The following is an 18,710-nucleotide window of genomic DNA, read 5'->3' as shown; positions in this document are numbered from 1 at the left end:
GTTCATAGGTCAGTTGTTTATATGTTTTCATTGTTGCATCTCTTGCCGGAGAAAAAGCGATTAGCATATATTCAGCTGACCGTTTTTTCTACCTATTCAAGTTATGCACTTATTATTTGAATCCAAGAGGTATCTATTTTCTGTTTCTATGCAGAATTTTTACCACCGAGGGAGTGTGCCGCAACAGTGATAAGTCGTCTTTTTATCCTAATCATCGAGTTCCATTGAATTGATTATTAAGGAGGAATAAATACAAGAATAAGCGCTGTATGTGTCATTTCGGCAGTATTAACAACACCATTAACAGAAAGGAACACATTGATCGCGATCGGTAATTAAAAAGACAGTTATGTTACAAAAGAACCCACTAGCGGGATTTTAACCTCTTATTATGCTTTTTTAATGTGAATAATAGTTTTTTTAAACATTTTTTGTAATTAAATTACAATCTCTCTTGTGTGAAAGTGTGATCTAGGTTACATTTGTTTTGTCCACTAAGGACAATTAAAAGTAAAAAAATCAAAAGGAAAATATTATGGATATTACATTTTTATCAACAGCAGAGAACTTTTTAGTCTATAGCCAAGCTAATAAAACTGAAAAGACAAACAAAAACAGCAAAAAAACTATGTTCAATTTTTCATTCTTTAAGAGATAATGGAAATTAGATTGGTTACAGAAAACCAAAATACAGAAATTATGATAACAGCGGAAGGAGATTGCCAGACTCTATAAAGAGAAGTGCACTTCCGCTATTTTTATTACTGTATAAGCTGTACCAAAAAATTATTTGTGCCTTTACGCCTTAAAAATCCAGCACATATTTTCACCCTCTGTTCAGTTCATAAGTACATTGTGATACTTTTTTATACCCCTCTTATTGTTTTTAACCCTTATTAGAGCTGTATTGTATGGTAACCACCTCTATGAAAGCTGGCTTCATGGAAACTGGGCCTGATTTTTATTAACTTGCCACGTTTGGTTCAAATTCATATTGTGCATAACGTGTAATATACGCATCTAATAATGTTTTATCTTCATAAAAAGAAAAAACCATCTCTGCAATTTCATGTAATGCATCTTTATCTTCGCTATGAATACAAAACATCATCGTTTCATCGCCAAAGGTTATTTTTGCTAGCAGCTCTGGATTTTTTTCAGTCAGTAGATTTTCTATCAACATAGTCCAGTCTTCTCCATCACCCAAAAAATCATGTTGTTCAAATGCAGACCATTTCAGGTCACTTAAAGTAAGGGAATGATCTTTTTTGAAACTTGAAAGCAAAAAAGGTTGGTAAGCGTTTGCGTGTTTCATAATGTCTCACAGAGGTAAGGGGGAATCGATGTTTTAACAAAGATTATGGATTGCCAGCCATCCTACATGTTCGCTATTTTTTTAATGGTGGCTGCATCAAAATTTTGAATTTAAAAATTACAATAGCTTTTAAAAAGTGAGGTATTTTGTTGTTTTCGTGAAAACAGAAAGCATAGTGATTTTAAAGGTTTCACAGGTAATGATTATCATCATCAGATTTTCTTTTTTACGTATTTTACTGGCGTTGTGGTTTTAATATTTGCCATTCAATTTCGGCTTTTTTATACCCTTCGTTATTGATATTTTACCACTTGCTTTGCTGATGGTGCGCTCTGCGAAAGAATCAATGAGCTTCTCTAAAGGAGAAGCTCATTGATTCTGTGCTTTTCTCCTCGCTCAGAATCTGCTATTCGCATGCCGATATAGCTCTTCGTATTCGACGGCAGTGTGATGCCATGAAAAGTCAGTCTTCATGCCATTGATTAGCATTTTTTTAAATGCAGGTTTATCGTTAAGGTATATAGATGCAGCCCATCGCATGGTGTCTCTTAGTGCCGCTGGATAAAGGTCGTAAAATTTAAATCCAGTCGCATTATTGATATTTTGAGCTGAATAGTTAATGACAGTATCTTCAAGGCCGCCTGTTGATCTGACGATAGGAATCGTGCCATACACCATGCTATACATCTGGTTAAGCCCACAGGGTTCATATCTTGAAGGCATAACAAAGAAATCTGAACCCGCTTCAACCAGATGAGCAAGTTTGTTATTGTATCCAATATGGCAGCCTAATTTATTCGGATATGCTTTTGCGTAGTCAGCTAACGCTGTTTCTTGCCATTTCTCTCCGGAGCCGATAATAACAAATTGCACATCGTCTTCTTTAAGCATTGCATCTATACAGTCAATGAAAACATCAAGCCCTTTCTGTTCAGCAAGTCTGGATACCACGCCATAAAGAGGAACATCAGGTCGTAGTGCAAGACCAAATTCCTTTTGAAGAGCCATTTTGCAGCGTGCTTTCCCTGTTAGATCGCGATGTGAAAAATTGTAAGGGAGCAGTTTATCTGTTTCAGGATCCCATTCAAGAACATCTATCCCATTTAGAATACCGCGTAGTTTGCCTTGTACCGCTCGGTGTTGAAGAGGGCGATTTAAACCGAAGCCATATTCTAAAGATAAGATCTCCCCTGCATAGGTCGGGCTAACAGTACTCACCATATCAGCTGTCAGTACACCTGCTTTTAATAAGTTAAGCTGATCGTAGAACTCAAAACAGTGGACGTTAAAATAGTCCCAGCCAAGTCCAGTCCAGTAAAGATTAGATTTTTTGAATATGCCTTGGTAGCCGAGGTTATGAATCGTGATTATTGACTTAGCTTGGCTAAAATTATCAAATGAGTTATATAGGGCACTTTTTAAATAGACACTACACAGCGCTGTATGCCAGTCGTTGCAGTGAAGCACATCAACTTTTATATCCAGTGCAAGTATTGCTTGCATGATTGCCCGACTCAAAAATATAAAACGTTCGGCATTGTCAGAGTATTCATTACCGTCCCAATCATATAGTTTAGGGCGATCAAAAAAGCGATCAGATTCTATAAAATAAAAGGAGAGGTTTTCACTGATCTTGTGTTGGCGAATGCTTGCCCATTCCTCATTTGAATCACCAAAAGGCACTCCTAAGAGTTCATATGCAGATTCAGTATCATCACATTTTTCAGCCATAATTTGTGGATAATAAGGCATAAAGACAGAAACATTGTGTCCGTTCTCTGCCAGTGCGTAGGGTAGTGAGTATGATACATCAGCTAATCCACCCGTTTTAGCATAGGGTGCTGCTTCACTTGTAGCCCAAACTATATTCATTATTCATACCTCAAATAGTAACTTATCTTTTCAACTGAGCTCTATGCGCGGGAAAAAATTCCCGCTGAAGTTGGCCTAAAAACGTAGTGTGAGTTTGCAGGCTACTGTTGCATCGCTATCATTTTACAAGGTCTGAATAATATACCCATACCTTGTGTACCCCTCTAAAATAAAGCCAAATGATCGACCAGAGGGGGAGGAACTTTTGTTCTGTCTACTTGTTCAAATTACTTCGTCAAAACTAATAGTTATAAAAAGTTCTCGTATATTACACAATGAGATCGCCGCTGCCTACTCTGAAATATAGAGCGTCGAAGAAAAAATACTTAAAAATGGCAGTACGAGCAATGACAATTATTGTTCGCTTGCCGGTTTAGCTTAGATCAAGCATGCGCATGCTTTGTCGTTTACCTTGTTATATTGACTATGTAATTTGCAATAAAATGAAGTCAATGGCATCACTAACTTCAGCTGAATAGATCATCCAACTAGTCATAGGGGTATAACATATATTGGCTTTAAAGCGTATTTGAGGTTGATGAAAAGGGGATAACGGTATTTTTTCGCATGAAATCATGGTGGTTTTTGTGATCTTTCAAGCACTTTAAAGCTAAATTTTATATACTGTCGTGGCTCAATGCCTCAATCCATCTTATTTATTCAACAGGAATACGCACAATGAAACAATTTTTCATAATATTAAGTCTTATCGGTACTATGGCTGTCAGTGGCTGCACAACTTTTGATCCTTACACAGGTGAAGCCAAAACTACTAATACAGCGAAAGGTGCCGGCATAGGCGCTGGTGTTGCTATGGTCGTTTCTTATCTGGCCAATAAAGACAAAAGTACGTTACAGCGTAATCAGCGCATGTTGCGAGATGCTGGAATAGGAGCGATCGTTGGTGGCGGTGTGGGTTACTACATGGATACACAAGAAGCAAAGTTACGTAAACAGTTACGTGGTACGGGTGTTAGTGTTCAGCGCGATGGCGATAATATTAATCTAGTCATGCCGGGTAATATTACTTTTGCGACTAGTAAGTCTACGCTGAAAACAGATTTTTATGATGTACTCGATTCAGTTGCATTAGTTCAAAAAGAGTTTGATAAAACCATTATCGTTGTTGCAGGCTACACCGACAGTGTTGGCTCCGATGCTTATAATCAACAACTTTCAGAACAGCGAGCCCGCTCTGTGAGTGACTATTTGAAAAATAAAGAAATTGCGGCAATCCGTTTTGATACTGTCGGTTTTGGTGAGCGCAACCCGATAGCGGATAACAAGACAGCAGCCGGACGCGCTTTAAATCGACGTGTTGAAATCAGTATGCTGCCTATCCGCGAATAATTTGCACGGTTGTTCCTATAACACTCTATAGCTAACGATGCACAGAAATACCAGACTGTGAGATCAAGGCATAAAACGGTTTCTTGAGTTTTTTTTATAGAGCCGTTTTATTTATACCCCCCCATCCAATAATCCTCTATTCTTTTTCTGTGACGGCGCTTATTGGATTGTTTTTATTCCCACTCCACTCATACCAGCCACCATCGAAGACACTAATGTTTTTCCAACCCATCACGTAAGTGTAAAAGAAAACTTCTGATGCTCGCCAACCTGTACCGCAATAAAAAGCAACTTGTTGATCCTGATTGATATTAGAAGATTGCCATAATTGTTTAATCGCATTTTCACTTTTCATTGTGCCGTCAGGGTTTAAGAAATCAGCGACATTATTGGAATCCGTTCCTGCATGTCCCCATTTCGAGCCAGTAATTCGTCCTTTTTCTTTAATGTAACTGTAACCACTAGTTTTACCCGTGTACTCATCCCATGTGCGCACGCTAACTAAAGAGTGTTTACGGGGATCTTTGGCTAACAGCGCTTTTGCTTGCGGAATATCAATAATATAGTGTGGATTTGCTGGAATAAGCTTACCAAATTCAACTTTTTGACTATTGCTATTCATAAAGGACTCAATCGCAAATCCGCTATCGAGCCATGCTTGCCAGCCACCATTAAGCAGCCGTACATCATCCACACCGGCATACATCATGATATTAGCGGCACGTGCTGCTGCCATATTATTGCGGCCATATAAAATAACCGTTGTATCATAACGGATGCCTAAATTTTTCAGCAATTCGGCAATTTTTTTATCACTGACTCGGTTCCACCATGGCTCTGTTTCAATCTCGTTAGTATCTAAATACAGTGCGCTAGGGATATGAGCGGCGAGATATTTAATGGCAGGACCCCATTGCACCTCAATGAGTTTGTAATTCTTTTTAGGAGCATATGAAGTTTTATCGCCATTGATAACCTTATGCAGCCATTGCGGGGAAACTAATTGCTTAAAATTGGGGAGGGTGATTAACTTCTCGCTTGCTTGGGTTAAATCTTGGTTAATAATCTCTACTTTTTTCAAGCCTTGTTTTTTCAAGGCAAGGCGAAGAGCTTTGCTGTCATCATTGGCACAATAGAGAAAAGTAGGCTTATCCTTTTGTATCTGTCTATCAGAGATTAATTGTTGTAATTGTTTGTTATCAAGTAATGTAAGCCATTGACTGTCTACATTAACGGCTCCAGGAAAGTGCCCTTCGCTGTTTGCATCGGCTGCTGGCCAACCATTATATTGATTACTTGAACGACAATCGATAATTTGAATCTTGTCTGATAGTCGTCCATTTTCTATATATTGTGTAGATATATCATCGAATGTTAACGCATACGTTGGTGCACAGGCGAAAGCGATAATAGGTAGTGTTTTAAATAAATAAGACATTAAATATAGCCGAATAGTAATGGGCTTAAGTTGCAAGCCAAAATGAAGGGGTAAAAGGAATATCAAGTATATTCAAAAGAAGTATCTGCGTCATAAAAATAATTTAAGTTAATGGGATAATTCAAAAAACAGAAAGTATGGATCTTATATTTCATTTGTTAAGCAATAAATTATTGGGGAGTGCTCTTTATGCATAAAATACTACGTCTATTAATAGTGACTTTTTTTACACTCTGCCATCATGTGAATGCCGCTGATAGTGATAATTTGTATATAGGTCGTTTTTCGCAGGGCATTATTGACAACTGGAAAGTGAAAGAGTTTGCAGGTAAAACCGAGTACCAGATTGTTGCTGATGCAACGGCCGATAATCTCTTGGTACTGAAGGCAACGAGTGATCATGCTGCTTCTGGATTGTTTGCTGAACAACGCATTGATCTTCAAAAAACACCGTACCTGCATTGGTCTTGGAAAACAGATAAATTATATTCGGACTTGGATGAAAGTAAAAAACAAGGTGATGATTATGTTGCGCGTATGTATATCATCATCGATGGCGGGGTCTTCTTTTGGCAAACTCGTGCTTTAAATTATGTTTGGTCATCCTCCTTTAAACAAGGGCAAACGTGGCCTAATCCATTTACTGCTAATGCAACGATGTTCGCCATTGAATCGGGGGAAAAGAATTTAGGGCAATGGTTACATTACAGTCGTGATTTGCGCGAAGATTTAAAAACCTTGATCGACAAAAATGTGCGTTATATCGATGGTGTGGCTGTGATGACCGATAGCGATAATGCAGGGCTGCAGGCAACTACCTATTATGGCGATATTTATTTTTCAGCAAATCCATAAAATACGGCTAATTAATTGCCGGTTAATAATGCCCATACAAGGTCAATTTGGCTTAATCTGATCTGGGACGCTATTGTTATACGCATTTATATTGAATGATTTAAGGTTTGGTAACCCGCGTATATTCTACTAAAAGTGGTGATCCAGCATAGCAAGGCAAAGGTATAGGCAATACTGCTGAAGTAGCTGGGAAATAAACACAGTAATACAAAACAAACGATGGTTTCAGTACCTTCCGTTAAGCCGCCAATATAGTAGAGTGATTTGTGCGGATAAACGGGGTTTTCAATACCTTTTTTATTCGCCATCACCGCGAAGGCTAAAAAGCTTGAGCCGGTACCGATAAATGAAAATAGCAGAAAAGATCCCGCAAGCGCATTAACAGGCGGATTTGCGACGATGAAGGCGAAAGGAATCAAAGCGTAAAATAAAAAATCTAAGCTGATATCGAGAAAACCACCACAGTCGGTGATACCTTGAATTCTTGCCACTGCGCCATCGAGTCCATCAAATACGCGATTAATCAGAATAAATAGCAATGCTAAGTTATATTGCTGATAAACGATAGCAGGGAAAGCGAATAGCCCTAATAGAAACCCCATAAGGGTGATTTGATCCGCACTAATCCCTTGTTTGTGAATGATTTTTGCTAAGTGGGTTATTGGTGTTGCAATGATTTTTATACTGTAACGATCAAGCATTAAGTTGTTCCTTGGGTTGTTGCCATGGCCACTGCAAGACTGCGCCATTATCAGGAAGATCGGCTTGGTCGTGCGTTACCATCAATGCGGGTAATTTCCTTTCCTGTATTTGCTGAAAAACCCAGTCACGAAATTCACTACGTAATGATTTATCTAATTTATTAAAAGGCTCATCAAGTAACACTGCTGCGGGTTGTGCAAGTAGCATGCGCATCATACTGATGCGGGCGCGCTGGCCGCCAGATATTTTAGCGGGTGAGTTATCTGCTAAAAAAGATAAATTGATTGCTTCTAAGGTTTCCATTGCTTGCATTTTGCGTTGCGATTTTTTGACTGTATTGGGTAATGCAACCGCTAAGTTTTGCCAAATATTCAGGTGTGGAAATAACAGATCATCTTGAAATAATAGGCCTATATTGCGTTTTTCAACCGCCGTATTATTAAGTAATAGGTTATTTAAATAAATTTCTCCGCTGCAATGAAAATCATGAGGTAGGTGACCCGCTATCACATTTAACAAGGTTGACTTTCCACAGCCACTTGGGCCCATTAGTGATAATATTTCGCCGGCTGCAACGGTGAAGCTTATCGGAGAAATGAGTGTTTTATGGTTGCCATCGGTTATGGCAATCTTATTGAGTAATAATGTCATTTTTGTCGCAGCTCCTTGTTCGGTTCTCTAATTTACCTGTTTTTCGTCCAATAATAATTGCCAAGATAAAAAACAAAGCGGGCAGTAGAGATTGCATTAACGCGTAAATAGCACTAATGCGGCGATCTTGGCCACTGGCTAAGGCGACGGCCTCGGTGGTCAGTGTTGATATTCGCCCTGCACCAAGCATCATTGTGGGGAGATATTGTGCCAAGCTAACGCTGATAGCAATAGCCCATGCGAAAAGTATGGCGGGCAATAAAATCGGCATTTTAATTTTCCACCAAACTTTAATGGGAGACATACCGAGGCTTAAACTGACTTTATCGAGCCTTTGATCATAACTGCGCCACGGCCCATCTAGCGCTAAATAAAGATAAGGGAAAGCAAAGAAAATATGTGACCAAATGACCCATAAATAATAATGCTGACTGGCAATATATAAGGTGGCAACTTGCATACCAAATAAAAGAGATATTTGTGGAGCAAGTATTGGGATGAAAATTAATAGTGCGGGCAGGGGGAAACGTAATGACACCTTAGATGTTTTTGTATTATTGGAGGTCTTACTTTGGGCATTGTTTTCATGGAGTATTAAAACGCATATCAGCGCTATCGTCGCACTGGCTATCGCAAGTAAGGCACTGTTTTTAGTGATCGTCCATAGGTAATCCCACTCTTGCAGCCAAAATCGGCCAGACCATTGTGTCGGTATAATGTCAGGATAAGACCAGCGTTGCACAAAAGACCAGGTGAAAAGTATTAGCAGCGTTGCGAATGAGATTGCGTAGGTAATTAAAATAACGCTTTTACCCATTGTAGGCAGCGCAAAGCGACCATTAACTTGCCAACCTTGGCAGCGCTTAGCAATCAACCATTCCAGAAAACGGATCAGATAAACAAGCACAATACAGCTCAGCAATAGTAAAAATGCGCCTGCAGATGCTTTAGGTAAAGTGAATAGATTCGCATCGTTTAACCAAGACCAAAGCAACACAGGTAAGGTCGGTGGATTAGTGGGGCCTATGACTAAGGAGACATCTACAACGGATAAGCTATAAGCCATTATGGCAAACAACGAAAAGCGTATTTTAGGCAGCCATTGCGGGAAAATTATTTTTTGCCAAACCTGATCTCGTGAATAACCTAAACTTTGTCCAATCTGCACCGTTTTATCGACATTGAGTTGCTTAAATATCGGGATGCTCATAAAGATAATAAAGGGGATCTCTTTGATGGTGAGGGCAAAGATTAATCCTAATCCATATTGGTTATGGATGATCTCCCAATCACTAAAGGTGGTACTTTCGTTTAGCAACTGTGCAATACGTGCGAGAAAACCACTTGTTGAGAATAAAAAAGCAAACCCCACGGCAAATGCTACATGTGGCAATGCAAGTATAGGAGCCAGCAGGTTTTCGATTTTTTTCCACCAGCGGCTATGCCAGCACGATTGTACAATAGAGAATGCTAACAGGGTGGTTAATAGGGTACTCGCTAGTGTCACCAAAAGGGTACTCAAGATTGACTGCGTGATCCCCGGCCAGCTCAACAGTTGATAAAAACCAAGCAGTGAAAAATGATACTGATTGAGCGCGGGGATAAATCCCAGTGCGGATAACAATAGTCCAGCCAAACCCGGTAATAATGGTAGAAAACAAATTCCTAGGGTTAATATAAAACCAATCTGAAAATAGGGGATTCTTTTTAGTCCCCTTAAAAATAGAAACGCGTTCAATTAATGTCCATACCTTTTTTGCCATTCCGCTTCTAATGCACGTTGCCAGCTTGGATGTGGTTCCGGGATAGATTTAAACAATTTAGTTTTCTTAGCTGAGCCAGTTATATATTGAGACTGTAAAATAGTGGGATCTCCCCACTGTGATAGGCTGCCTTTTTTTGATTGTGCTGCTGGGCTGAGTAAAAAATTAATGGCCACTAAGGCGCCTTCTTTGGCACTGGCATTCCATGGAATAGATAAAAAGTGGATATTAGATAATGCACCTGCTTGTAGTGCATAAGTATCGGTGCTGGAAGCTAAACTACCATTGAGTTGAGCACTGATTACTTCATTTGGATTGAAGGTGATAGCGAGATCTAACTGACCATCATCAAGGAGCTGGATGGTCTCTGCACTGCTGGCTGGAAAGCGTTCGCCTTGCTGCCAAGCGACTTTGTGAAAGGCATCTAAATAATCCCATAAGGGGGCGCTGATCTGCATAAAAGTGTCACTTTCTACTGGTTGGTATAAATGTTGCGGATCAAGGCTTAATTCCAGTAATGCTGATTTAAGAAAACTGGTGCCATGAAAAGAAGGTGGGCGAGGATAGCTCAGTCTTCCTGGATGAGCGGTTGCATAGGTTAACATTTCAGCAAAACTGCTGGGTGGATTGTGGATACGTTGTTTGTCATAAATAAAAACTAGCTGGCCAATGCCCCAAGGAGCTTCTAACCCCAATGTTGGCTCTGCAAAGTCGCTTTCGACAGGAAATGATTTATCGACATATTGCCAGTTAGGCAATTGGTTGGCAAAGGGCAGATCTATTAGTCCGTGCATCTTCATCGATTTAAAATTTTCACCATTAATCCAAACCATATCAACACTGCCACCACTATTTTTAGCGGCGGTTTTTTCTGCTAACAAACGGGTGATAGCCTCTGATATATCGGTCACTTTCACATGTTTTAAGGTTACTGAATATTGCGTTTGTAACTGCTTATTTGCCCAGCGCAGATAGTTATTAATATTTTGGCTGCCTCCCCATGCATAAAAATAGACGGTTTGCCCTTGTGCTTTTTTTTCAACTTCAGGCCAATTGATCGTCTTCGCATGACTATAACCGCTAAGCAGTAATAGCGTAATGATGGTCATTAATTTATACATAAAAAACCTATTTTCTTGTCCAGTTGTGATATTTCTCAACCCAACGTAAAAGTGTTTGGGGTGCATGGTTTTTCTTCCAAATACCCGCTGTATATTTAGCGGCTTCACTCATTGTTGGATAAGGGTGAATAGTGCTCAGTATTTTATTTAAACCGAGTTTATAACGCATTGCCAAAGTAAATTCGGCAAGCAGATCCCCCGCATGCGCAGCAACGATGGTGACGCCTAGAATCTTATCACTGTCTTTTGCAGTGAGCACTTTAACAAAACCAAGATCTTGGCTATCGGCAATAGCCCGGTCGAGATCATCTATTTGATATTGTGTTATTTCATAGTCTATCGCTAAAACTTGCGCTTCTTTCTCATTAATGCCGACACGCGCCAATTCAGGGTAAGTATAGGTGGCTGCAGGCATCACTGAGTAGTCAGTTGCAAATTTTTTGAATCGGCCAAACAGGCCATTTACTGCCGCATACCAAGCCTGATGCGCTGCAGCATGAGTTAATTGAAAGGGTCCTGTTACATCACCAACGGCATAAATATTGGGATATTTAGTTTGTAAATAATCATTTACTGCGATGGTTTTTTTATCGGTTAATTCAATATCCAATTCTTCTAAACCAAAACCACTGACATTCGCTGCTCGACCAATGGCAACCAATACAATATCAAACTCTTTTAAGATTGTTTCATCCTGAAATTGCAATTCAACCAACTGCTGTGTTTCATCGCGTGTAAAGGCGCTAACGTTATGTTCAAGTAGTATCTCAACACCTTCACTTGTTAATTGTTGATGTACAAGTTTCGCTGCATCTGCATCTTCACGGATCAGGATTTGTGGTAATCGTTCAACCAGTGTTACTTCACTACCCAGGTGATTAAAACATTGTGCTAACTCACAACCAATTGGTCCGCCGCCAAGTACTAACAGTTTTTTAGGTAACTCAGTCAAAGACCAAATAGTGTCGGAACTGACATAGCTGCTCTCGGTAAGTCCTGGTATTGGCGGAAGAAAAGGTTTCGCACCCGTGGCGATAACGATATTTTGAGTGGTGATTATTTCGCCATTTAATTCAACGTGCCAAGGGGTGATGATTTTAGCTTCACCTTGTAAGCACTCAACCCCTAATTCACTATAACGTTCAACAGAATCATGAGGTTCTATTTTAGTGATCACATCTTGAATACGGCCCATCACTTTCTTGAAATCGATAGTGTTTATTTGTGCATCAATACCAAACTTTTGCGCGTCTAAAATCTCTTTAATATTATGACTGGTTCTGATTAATGCTTTCGAAGGTACGCAGCCTGTATTTAGACAGTCTCCACCCATTTTATGTTTTTCAATTAAAGTTACTTTGGCTTTTACTGCTGCGGCAATGTAGGCCGTAACGAGTCCGCCAGAGCCTGCGCCGATAACAACCATATTACGATCAAAAGAGCTCGGTTTTGTCCATTTAGCGTACGTTTTTCTAAGTTTAATTTTGTTGATAAGTAATTTGCTGATCATTGGGAAGAGGCCCAAAATAACCAAAGAGGTTAATACCTGCGGTGAAAGTAGACCTGAAAGCGTTTCAATATCCGCAAGCTGTGTCCCCGCATTTAAGTAGACCGCAGTGGCGGGTAACATGCCTATCTGGCTGTACAGATAAAAACTGCGCGCTCTCATGGCCGTTAATCCCATTAATAAGTTGATAATAAAAAAAGGGAAAACAGGAATTAGGCGTAATGTGAGCAGATAGAGATAACCCTCTTTAGTGATTCCCTGATTGATCGCTTTAAGGCTGCCAGAGAATTTTTTTTGTACCCAGTCACGCAGTAAATAACGGCTAAACAGGAATGCTAATGTAGCGCCAATAGTGCTTGCGAATGATACTAGAAATAGACTCCACCAGAAACCAAACAGTGCGGCTCCGAGTAATGTAAAGATAGCCGCGCCAGGAACTGAGAGGGCTGTAGCGATTATATACAGTGAAAAATAGATGACAATGGCAAGGATAAAGTGGTCTGCAATGTAGCTATTCATGAGGGCTTGTTGTTGTTTGGCATTTTCTAATGTGAGCAGATGACTGACATCGAAAACAAACCACAATGCGACCAGCAGGGAAATGACAATAATTATTTTTTTCTTATCCATGATCAGTATTCCAAAAATTAATAAACGAACAATAGTTAGGAGACCGTATTAGCAGCACAATTATTGCATGGTTTGTTAAAAATTAATGATAACTACTGCGCAGGGGGGAAATATGTTTGTCAGCATCGCGCATTTAACGCCGTTCGCAACTCGTGCAACCACGGCATGCTGAGCGACTGTTTTTATCTAAACGTGCGCGTTGAATCTTACAATAGGCTTTTTTTAACGCACGTCGTCCCGAGAACCAGTCGTCAGCTTTTCCCTGTATCAAGTTACCCCTGAAACGTTTCCATAATTGCGTGCCATGCTGTTCAATAAAATCACTATCGAAGCCGATTTCAAAGTAGATTAATGCTTGCTCAATGGTTGTAAAACTATCAAGTTTATTTTGTAAGTTGTTTTTATGGCAACGTTGAAGCATCAGTCGCGTCTCACTGAATTGACTTTTAGGAAAGTGATAGCATAGCCCAGACATCAATTTAGCATTTTGATGTGAGTTTAGTTTTTATATGAGAAAGTTGGCGGTCCAGTTTTTATGGGCTTGCGATAGTATTACTTATTCAGTCAATAAAGAGGGTTGGTTAAGAGCAGAGTCTGGCGGGATAATAGTATTAATAAGCCGCCCTTGCCTTAGCATGAACGGCTTATTTTAAAGCTTGTTATTATAATTATGCTTGTGCGTCTAATTCAATCTTATCAGCACGAATAAAGGCAGGGTGGGTAGCGAGTTGCTCAATATAAGCAGCTATGTTTTTATATTTATCCAATTCACCATTGTTTTTCACTATCTCTGCAATAAATGACATCATGATATCTGCGCCAGTGAGTTGGTCTGCGACTAAATAGCGTTTACCTGCCAATGAATTATCGAAAAACTGAATCACTTTAGCCGTTTCCAAATCTGCATAATCGGCCAAAAAGTTAGTTTCACAACCATCTTTTGCGACAAACATTTTTAACAGTAGTGGCAAAATCGCAGAACTCTCAGCAAAGTGTAGCCACTGAGAATATTCAGCATACTCTTTTGTACCTCGCGCTGGCGCTAACTGCCCATCAGCGTATTTATCAATCAGATATTCGCTGATGGCACCCGATTCGGCGATGATTAGACCATCATCTTCAATAACTGGCGATTTACCTAATGGGTGAACTGATTTAAGCTCAGGAGGTGCAAGGAATGTCACACTGTCACGTTGATACGGAACCACTTCGTACTTCACATTAAGCTCTTCGAGCAACCAGATAATACGTTTGGAACGAGATTTATTTAAATGATGTAATTTAATCATGATCTTCCCATTTTTATTTGTTGTTAGCGTTATTTACCCATGTTAATTCAAGGTCTAGCCCTCATACTGTGCTTTATTCTGGTCTTTGAGTAGAGTCCTGATAAAGTACCTTGAGGTATCATGGGTATAACTATTTCTATAGTGGCTGGTTGACTTTAATAACCAGTTTGCCAAAGTTCTTACCTTCAAGTAGTCCGGCAAAGGCTTCAACTGTATTCTCCAAACCTTCAACAACTTGCTCTTTATACTTGATTTTATCTTCTTTCAGCCATGCGGTCATCGCAGTTGCAAACTCGTTATAACGATGCGCATAATCATCAAAGATAATAAAACCTTGCATTTTAATACGTTTTTGTAACAGTGTACCCATCAGCATCGACAGGCGATCCGGGCCATCGGGTAATGATGTCGCATTATATTGAGAAACTAAACCGCAGATAGGTACTCTAGCGCCGGTATTAAGCAGTGGCAGAACTGTGTCAAATACTTTACCCCCTACATTTTCATAGTAGACATCGATACCTTTATCGCAGGCAGTATTTAATTGCTCTACAAAGTCTGCTGCTTTATGGTTAATACACTCATCAAACCCGAGTTCTTCTTTAGCATAACGACACTTCTCTTCGCTGCCAGCAATACCTATGACACGACAGCCTTTAAGCTTACCAATCTGGCCAACGGTTGCACCGACTGGCCCCGTTGCGGCAGCAACCACAATTGTATCTCCTGATTTAGGCGCGCCAATATCTAATAGTCCCATATAAGCCGTGAATCCAGGCATGCCCATAATACCCAGCGCATAAGAAGGGTTAGTCGGTTCGGTTCCGAGTTTAAGCAGCCCTTCACCATCAGACACCGCGTATTGCTGCCAACCAGTGTAAGCCAATACCCATTCGCCAACTTGGAAATTATCGTTGTTAGATTGTTCGACCTGACAAACCGTACCGCCCACCATAACGTCATTAACGGCGACCGGGTCAGCATAAGATTTCGCATCACTCATTCGTCCTCTCATATACGGATCCAGAGAAAGATAGATAGTGCGAAGCAGAATTTCACCCTGTGCAGGGGTCGGTTTATTTGCACTTTCAAGACGGAAGTTACTCTGAGTCGGTGCACCAACAGGACGTGAAGCCAATACGATACGTTGATTGTGATTAGATTGAGCAGTCATTATTATTCCTTTTTGAGTCGTTATGTCTGAGTTAACGGTGACCGTTCTATAATTTAAAATAGACCGGTCGTTTATGTTTTGGGTAATTAAAAACCTGTACTTAAATAAATACGGGTTTATATTATTTTCTTAAAATTCTAGCTTACCTTGTAAAATCTGTTCGGTTTGCTGGAGTGTATGGCGCAAACCGGAAACATCTTTACTTAACTTATACAAAATGCAGCCGCCTAAACAACTTTTATATAAACTTTCGGCGGTTTCCTGTGCATGGCGAACGCGAATTGAGCCGTCATGGATACCACTCTCAATACATTGAGCAATGGCTAAAACAACATTATTGGCGCCTTCATTTAAAGCTAAACGCATCGACTCTGAAAGATCGGATACTTCAGCACTTAGCTTTACGACCAAACATCTTTCAGCTCCACATATACCTTCATCAAACTCAATCCAGCGTTGTAAATAAGTTAATAGGCGTTCATTTGCAGATAAATGGTTATCAGAAAATAGGTCGTTTAGCCGTTTCATGTACTTTTCAAAGTAATCAGCAATCAGCGCTTCACCAAATTGTTCCTTCGATTTGAAATAATAATAGAAAGAGCCCTTAGGGACTTCTGCATGTTTCAACAGTTGCGATAGGCCCACACTAGTAAAGCCTTTCGCTACGATTAATTCGTAACCCATGTTTAAAATATGTTGCCGTGTTTCATTCGTTTGTATTTTCATGCCAGTTACAATAAAGCAAATTAGACCAGTCGTCTAGCGATTATTTTAAATAAATAAACATGCTTATGTAGATGACTCAGGTTATTTTTTGTAAAAAGATTAAAACCATTACCACGCACACTTCATGCGACTGCGAAACTACGTTTCGGTTCGCATTCATTAACAGAGGGGCTGCGCGCTACACAGAGAAAAAACTAACATACTAAAATATAAGATAATTATTATTTTTTATGTTTTTCTGTGTTTTCCCTCATTTTACTCTGTGGTGCAATTTTTTGACGTGTTTTTATCTTTTCCCATTTTTACCTGAGTTAAGTGCATAAGCATGTAAATAAAAATAGCGGCAGAATCCTCTGCTCTATGTGTCTATTGACACATACGTTTATTTTTATAAGGTGTTTTTATGGGAAATTATATGATTCAGTCACAAAACATACGTCTTGATTTACGTGTTAAGATTTTTTTATTTTGATTAAAGGTTTGTCAGCTAAAAGGGCAGGGATTGTTTTCTTTCGTCAAGATTCTTCAAGCATGGCATATTAGTCTGCTAATGCTAATGCTGACGTTGATGGTAAATCGGGATAAGCTAATTGGATACAGCGCAGCTATTGCGGTGTATTTCTGCGTTAACTCAAAGGAGTAAAAGAGTCACCTTTTTCACTCCTTTTAATATTTTAATTTGCTCAACTCAACCACTTTAATGTCAGTTCGGATAGCTAAATGGCGCCCATCAGTGGTTTTCTTGTACTATTTGAGGCCGATAATTGATCTGTTTTTATGGCTGCAACGTCACGCATCATTAACAACGAGAGCATGGCCAGTACGATCAGCACAATCGCAACCACGAACACTGCATAGTAACTGATGAACTGCGCCGTTACACCCACTAATAGGCTACCTACCAATGCGGACAGCATCTGGGCGCTGTTGAATAACGTAGTAGCAGAGCCCATTTCATGTTTCATCATGTCTTGAATCAGGATCATGCCCAGTGTGGAAATAATCGCTATGAATATGCCATTAAATAATTGTAGCGCCATTAAGATGACTAGATTATTGCTCATAAGGAGACCCGCGTAGAAAACTAGACCTGAAAATAGCCCGACATAAAGTAATCGCTTATAGCCCAATCTAGCACCATAGATTCCGGCCAAAATCATAAACGGTATCTCTAGAAAAGCCGCCGTGCCCATTAAGTAACCTGCCCATTGTGAACTCAGTAAAAGTTCTTTAGTGATATATAAAGGGATAGTCGTGTTATACATGTATGAAGCAGAAAACATGAATAGGCAAGCGAGTAAATAAAAAAATATAGAGGGGGTACGGTGCCATTTTAGTCTCCTAGTTTGCTGTTCTGGTGTCGTCGCGTTGGCACGATACTCCGGTAGGAAAAAGACAATCCCGACCATGATTAGTGCCGCTATAATAGCCATAGTAAAAGCATATGAAAATCCCAGGTGGTCTTTGATCATAAAGGCTAATGGAGGGCCTATCACCCAAGCAACTGCAATTGCAGCACGCAACAAAGACATAAAGAGATCCCCATTGCTCTTTATTACATTGTCGCTGTAGAACCGTCCAAGTGTAAACATCTGCGGCAAAGTTGCACTGCCAATACTCATCAGAAATACAGACGCAGCCAAAGCAGCGTAATAATTGCGAGTAAAAATAAAGACCAGCAATGCCGCCGCAAAACTAAGCTGAGAAACGGCAATGATGTGTTTACGTGACCAGCCAGCATCGGAATATTTACCTATTTTGGTAGAAACCAATACGCCCGTTAATACTTGAATTGCCAGGAAAAGCCCCATTTCCAAGGGAGACGCACCCAATTCTTCGACAAGATAGAGGCTGATCAAAGGGAACATAAAAGCAAAACTTAGTCCACAGAAGAAGGAGGCGGTGAGATACAAAAGGCGAATTGGATGAAACATTATATCCTCGATGAGACAATTAGTTGCTGTATTATGAAGCATTACTTAAGTGGTTTGCTTCGATGTGTACCGTTATAATATAGTAATAAGTGCCGCTATTCATTCTATTCTGGCTATATAAAAATGCTGAGCGGGTGATTATATCTAGTCGTCAAGTAGGCGTTAACTAGGCTGCGTAAGCTGCTCAATATGATTTTCTAAAACGCCTCCCTGTTATGGTTTATCTTCGTCTCCGAACTGGGTCCTAATAAAGCAGCTGATGTTACGCACTTACGGCCAGCATCTGCTTCCAGGCTTTAAGTGCTTCTTTTTGAGCTTTTATATAAAGCTTTGTTTTCAATCCAAATGTGGTTAAGCCTTTTTTTACACTTAACCCTTCCAGT

Annotated in this window: 15 protein-coding genes and 1 pseudogene; 2 read left to right on the top strand and 14 right to left on the bottom strand. The window is 39.8% G+C overall.

The window, feature by feature from the left end:
- Positions 1–964: 964 nt before the first annotated feature.
- Complete coding sequence (locus KSO91_RS11525; RefSeq protein WP_238743149.1) at positions 965–1,315, bottom strand: Imm51 family immunity protein; 351 nt, start codon at positions 1,313–1,315, stop codon at positions 965–967.
- Positions 1,316–1,711: 396 nt separating this feature from the next.
- Positions 1,712–3,187 carry a glycogen synthase GlgA gene (gene glgA / locus KSO91_RS11520; RefSeq protein WP_238743148.1) on the bottom strand — a complete coding sequence of 492 codons (1,476 nt, stop codon included), beginning with the start codon at positions 3,185–3,187 and terminating at the stop codon, positions 1,712–1,714.
- 678 nt (positions 3,188–3,865) lie between these two features.
- Between glgA and KSO91_RS11515 the strand changes: the two genes are divergently transcribed.
- Positions 3,866–4,537: a YiaD family glycine zipper/OmpA-like lipoprotein gene (locus KSO91_RS11515; protein ID WP_238743147.1), complete on the top strand. Its 672-nt coding sequence runs from the start codon at positions 3,866–3,868 to the stop codon at positions 4,535–4,537.
- Between the two features lie 136 nt (positions 4,538–4,673).
- Here KSO91_RS11515 and KSO91_RS11510 read toward each other — a convergent pair whose 3' ends face one another.
- Complete coding sequence (locus KSO91_RS11510) at positions 4,674–5,975, bottom strand: rhodanese-like domain-containing protein (protein WP_238743146.1); 1,302 nt, start codon at positions 5,973–5,975, stop codon at positions 4,674–4,676.
- Positions 5,976–6,164: 189 nt separating this feature from the next.
- On the opposite strand from KSO91_RS11510, the gene KSO91_RS11505 reads away from it, so the two are divergent.
- Entirely contained in the window at positions 6,165–6,830 is a 666-nt protein-coding gene (locus KSO91_RS11505) for a DUF3047 domain-containing protein (RefSeq protein ID WP_238743145.1), read from the top strand.
- Positions 6,831–6,916: 86 nt separating this feature from the next.
- Here the strand turns inward: KSO91_RS11505 and KSO91_RS11500 are convergent, their stop codons facing one another.
- From KSO91_RS11500 to KSO91_RS17900, 11 genes and pseudogenes are all read right to left on the bottom strand, one after another.
- Positions 6,917–7,531 carry a CDP-alcohol phosphatidyltransferase family protein gene (locus KSO91_RS11500; protein WP_238743144.1) on the bottom strand — a complete coding sequence of 205 codons (615 nt, stop codon included), beginning with the start codon at positions 7,529–7,531 and terminating at the stop codon, positions 6,917–6,919.
- Positions 7,524–8,183, bottom strand: a complete 660-nt coding sequence (locus KSO91_RS11495; RefSeq protein ID WP_238743143.1) for an ATP-binding cassette domain-containing protein — start codon at positions 8,181–8,183, stop codon at positions 7,524–7,526. The genes KSO91_RS11500 and KSO91_RS11495 overlap by 8 nt, the downstream gene beginning before the upstream one ends.
- On the bottom strand, positions 8,164–9,921 hold the full coding sequence (locus KSO91_RS11490; protein WP_238743142.1) for an ABC transporter permease: 1,758 nt from the start codon (positions 9,919–9,921) through the stop codon (positions 8,164–8,166). Before KSO91_RS11490 ends, KSO91_RS11495 begins: the two co-directional genes overlap by 20 nt.
- The gene (locus KSO91_RS11485) at positions 9,922–11,067 is read right to left on the bottom strand and encodes an ABC transporter substrate-binding protein (protein WP_238743141.1); all 1,146 of its coding nucleotides are present in this window, start codon (positions 11,065–11,067) and stop codon (positions 9,922–9,924) included.
- A gap of 7 nt (positions 11,068–11,074) precedes the next feature.
- On the bottom strand, positions 11,075–13,204 hold the full coding sequence (gene lpdA / locus KSO91_RS11480; RefSeq protein ID WP_238743140.1) for a dihydrolipoyl dehydrogenase: 2,130 nt from the start codon (positions 13,202–13,204) through the stop codon (positions 11,075–11,077).
- A 133-nt stretch (positions 13,205–13,337) separates the two neighbouring features.
- Positions 13,338–13,625, bottom strand: coding sequence for a nitrogen fixation protein NifW (locus tag KSO91_RS11475; protein WP_238743139.1), 288 nt, complete (start codon positions 13,623–13,625; stop codon positions 13,338–13,340).
- A 247-nt stretch (positions 13,626–13,872) separates the two neighbouring features.
- Positions 13,873–14,493, bottom strand: coding sequence for a glutathione S-transferase family protein (locus tag KSO91_RS11470; protein WP_238743138.1), 621 nt, complete (start codon positions 14,491–14,493; stop codon positions 13,873–13,875).
- Between the two features lie 136 nt (positions 14,494–14,629).
- Positions 14,630–15,667: an NADP-dependent oxidoreductase gene (locus tag KSO91_RS11465; RefSeq protein WP_238743137.1), complete on the bottom strand. Its 1,038-nt coding sequence runs from the start codon at positions 15,665–15,667 to the stop codon at positions 14,630–14,632.
- Positions 15,668–15,796: 129 nt separating this feature from the next.
- On the bottom strand, positions 15,797–16,393 hold the full coding sequence (locus KSO91_RS11460; RefSeq protein ID WP_238743136.1) for a TetR/AcrR family transcriptional regulator: 597 nt from the start codon (positions 16,391–16,393) through the stop codon (positions 15,797–15,799).
- A gap of 716 nt (positions 16,394–17,109) precedes the next feature.
- A complete protein-coding gene (locus KSO91_RS11455) occupies positions 17,110–18,327 on the bottom strand; it encodes a sugar efflux transporter (RefSeq protein ID WP_238743135.1) in 1,218 nt (405 codons plus the stop codon).
- 262 nt (positions 18,328–18,589) lie between these two features.
- Positions 18,590–18,710, bottom strand: a pseudogene (locus KSO91_RS17900) (IS701 family transposase); the annotation flags it as partial.

It is taken from the genome of Psychromonas antarctica, from assembly GCF_022267535.1.
In the GTDB taxonomy this organism is placed as follows: domain Bacteria; phylum Pseudomonadota; class Gammaproteobacteria; order Enterobacterales; family Psychromonadaceae; genus Psychromonas; species Psychromonas antarctica.
Note: the sequence above shows the minus strand (reverse complement) of the source record. Positions and strands in the feature narration are given on the sequence as shown.

Excerpts from the sequence above, each read along its gene's own strand:
- KSO91_RS11525 (WP_238743149.1), bottom strand. The coding sequence starts at position 1,315 with ATGAAACACGCAAACGCTTACCAACCTTTTTTGCTTTCAAGTTTCAAA.
- KSO91_RS11495 (WP_238743143.1), bottom strand. The coding sequence starts at position 8,183 with ATGACATTATTACTCAATAAGATTGCCATAACCGATGGCAACCATAAA.
- KSO91_RS11475 (WP_238743139.1), bottom strand. The coding sequence starts at position 13,625 with ATGCTTCAACGTTGCCATAAAAACAACTTACAAAATAAACTTGATAGT.
- KSO91_RS11505 (WP_238743145.1), top strand. The coding sequence starts at position 6,165 with ATGCATAAAATACTACGTCTATTAATAGTGACTTTTTTTACACTCTGC.
- KSO91_RS11515 (WP_238743147.1), top strand. The coding sequence starts at position 3,866 with ATGAAACAATTTTTCATAATATTAAGTCTTATCGGTACTATGGCTGTC.
- KSO91_RS11465 (WP_238743137.1), bottom strand. The coding sequence starts at position 15,667 with ATGACTGCTCAATCTAATCACAATCAACGTATCGTATTGGCTTCACGT.
- KSO91_RS11500 (WP_238743144.1), bottom strand. The coding sequence starts at position 7,531 with ATGCTTGATCGTTACAGTATAAAAATCATTGCAACACCAATAACCCAC.
- KSO91_RS11510 (WP_238743146.1), bottom strand. The coding sequence starts at position 5,975 with ATGTCTTATTTATTTAAAACACTACCTATTATCGCTTTCGCCTGTGCA.
- KSO91_RS11455 (WP_238743135.1), bottom strand. The coding sequence starts at position 18,327 with ATGTTTCATCCAATTCGCCTTTTGTATCTCACCGCCTCCTTCTTCTGT.
- KSO91_RS11460 (WP_238743136.1), bottom strand. The coding sequence starts at position 16,393 with ATGAAAATACAAACGAATGAAACACGGCAACATATTTTAAACATGGGT.
- KSO91_RS11470 (WP_238743138.1), bottom strand. The coding sequence starts at position 14,493 with ATGATTAAATTACATCATTTAAATAAATCTCGTTCCAAACGTATTATC.
- glgA (WP_238743148.1), bottom strand. The coding sequence starts at position 3,187 with ATGAATATAGTTTGGGCTACAAGTGAAGCAGCACCCTATGCTAAAACG.
- lpdA (WP_238743140.1), bottom strand. The coding sequence starts at position 13,204 with ATGGATAAGAAAAAAATAATTATTGTCATTTCCCTGCTGGTCGCATTG.
- KSO91_RS11485 (WP_238743141.1), bottom strand. The coding sequence starts at position 11,067 with ATGTATAAATTAATGACCATCATTACGCTATTACTGCTTAGCGGTTAT.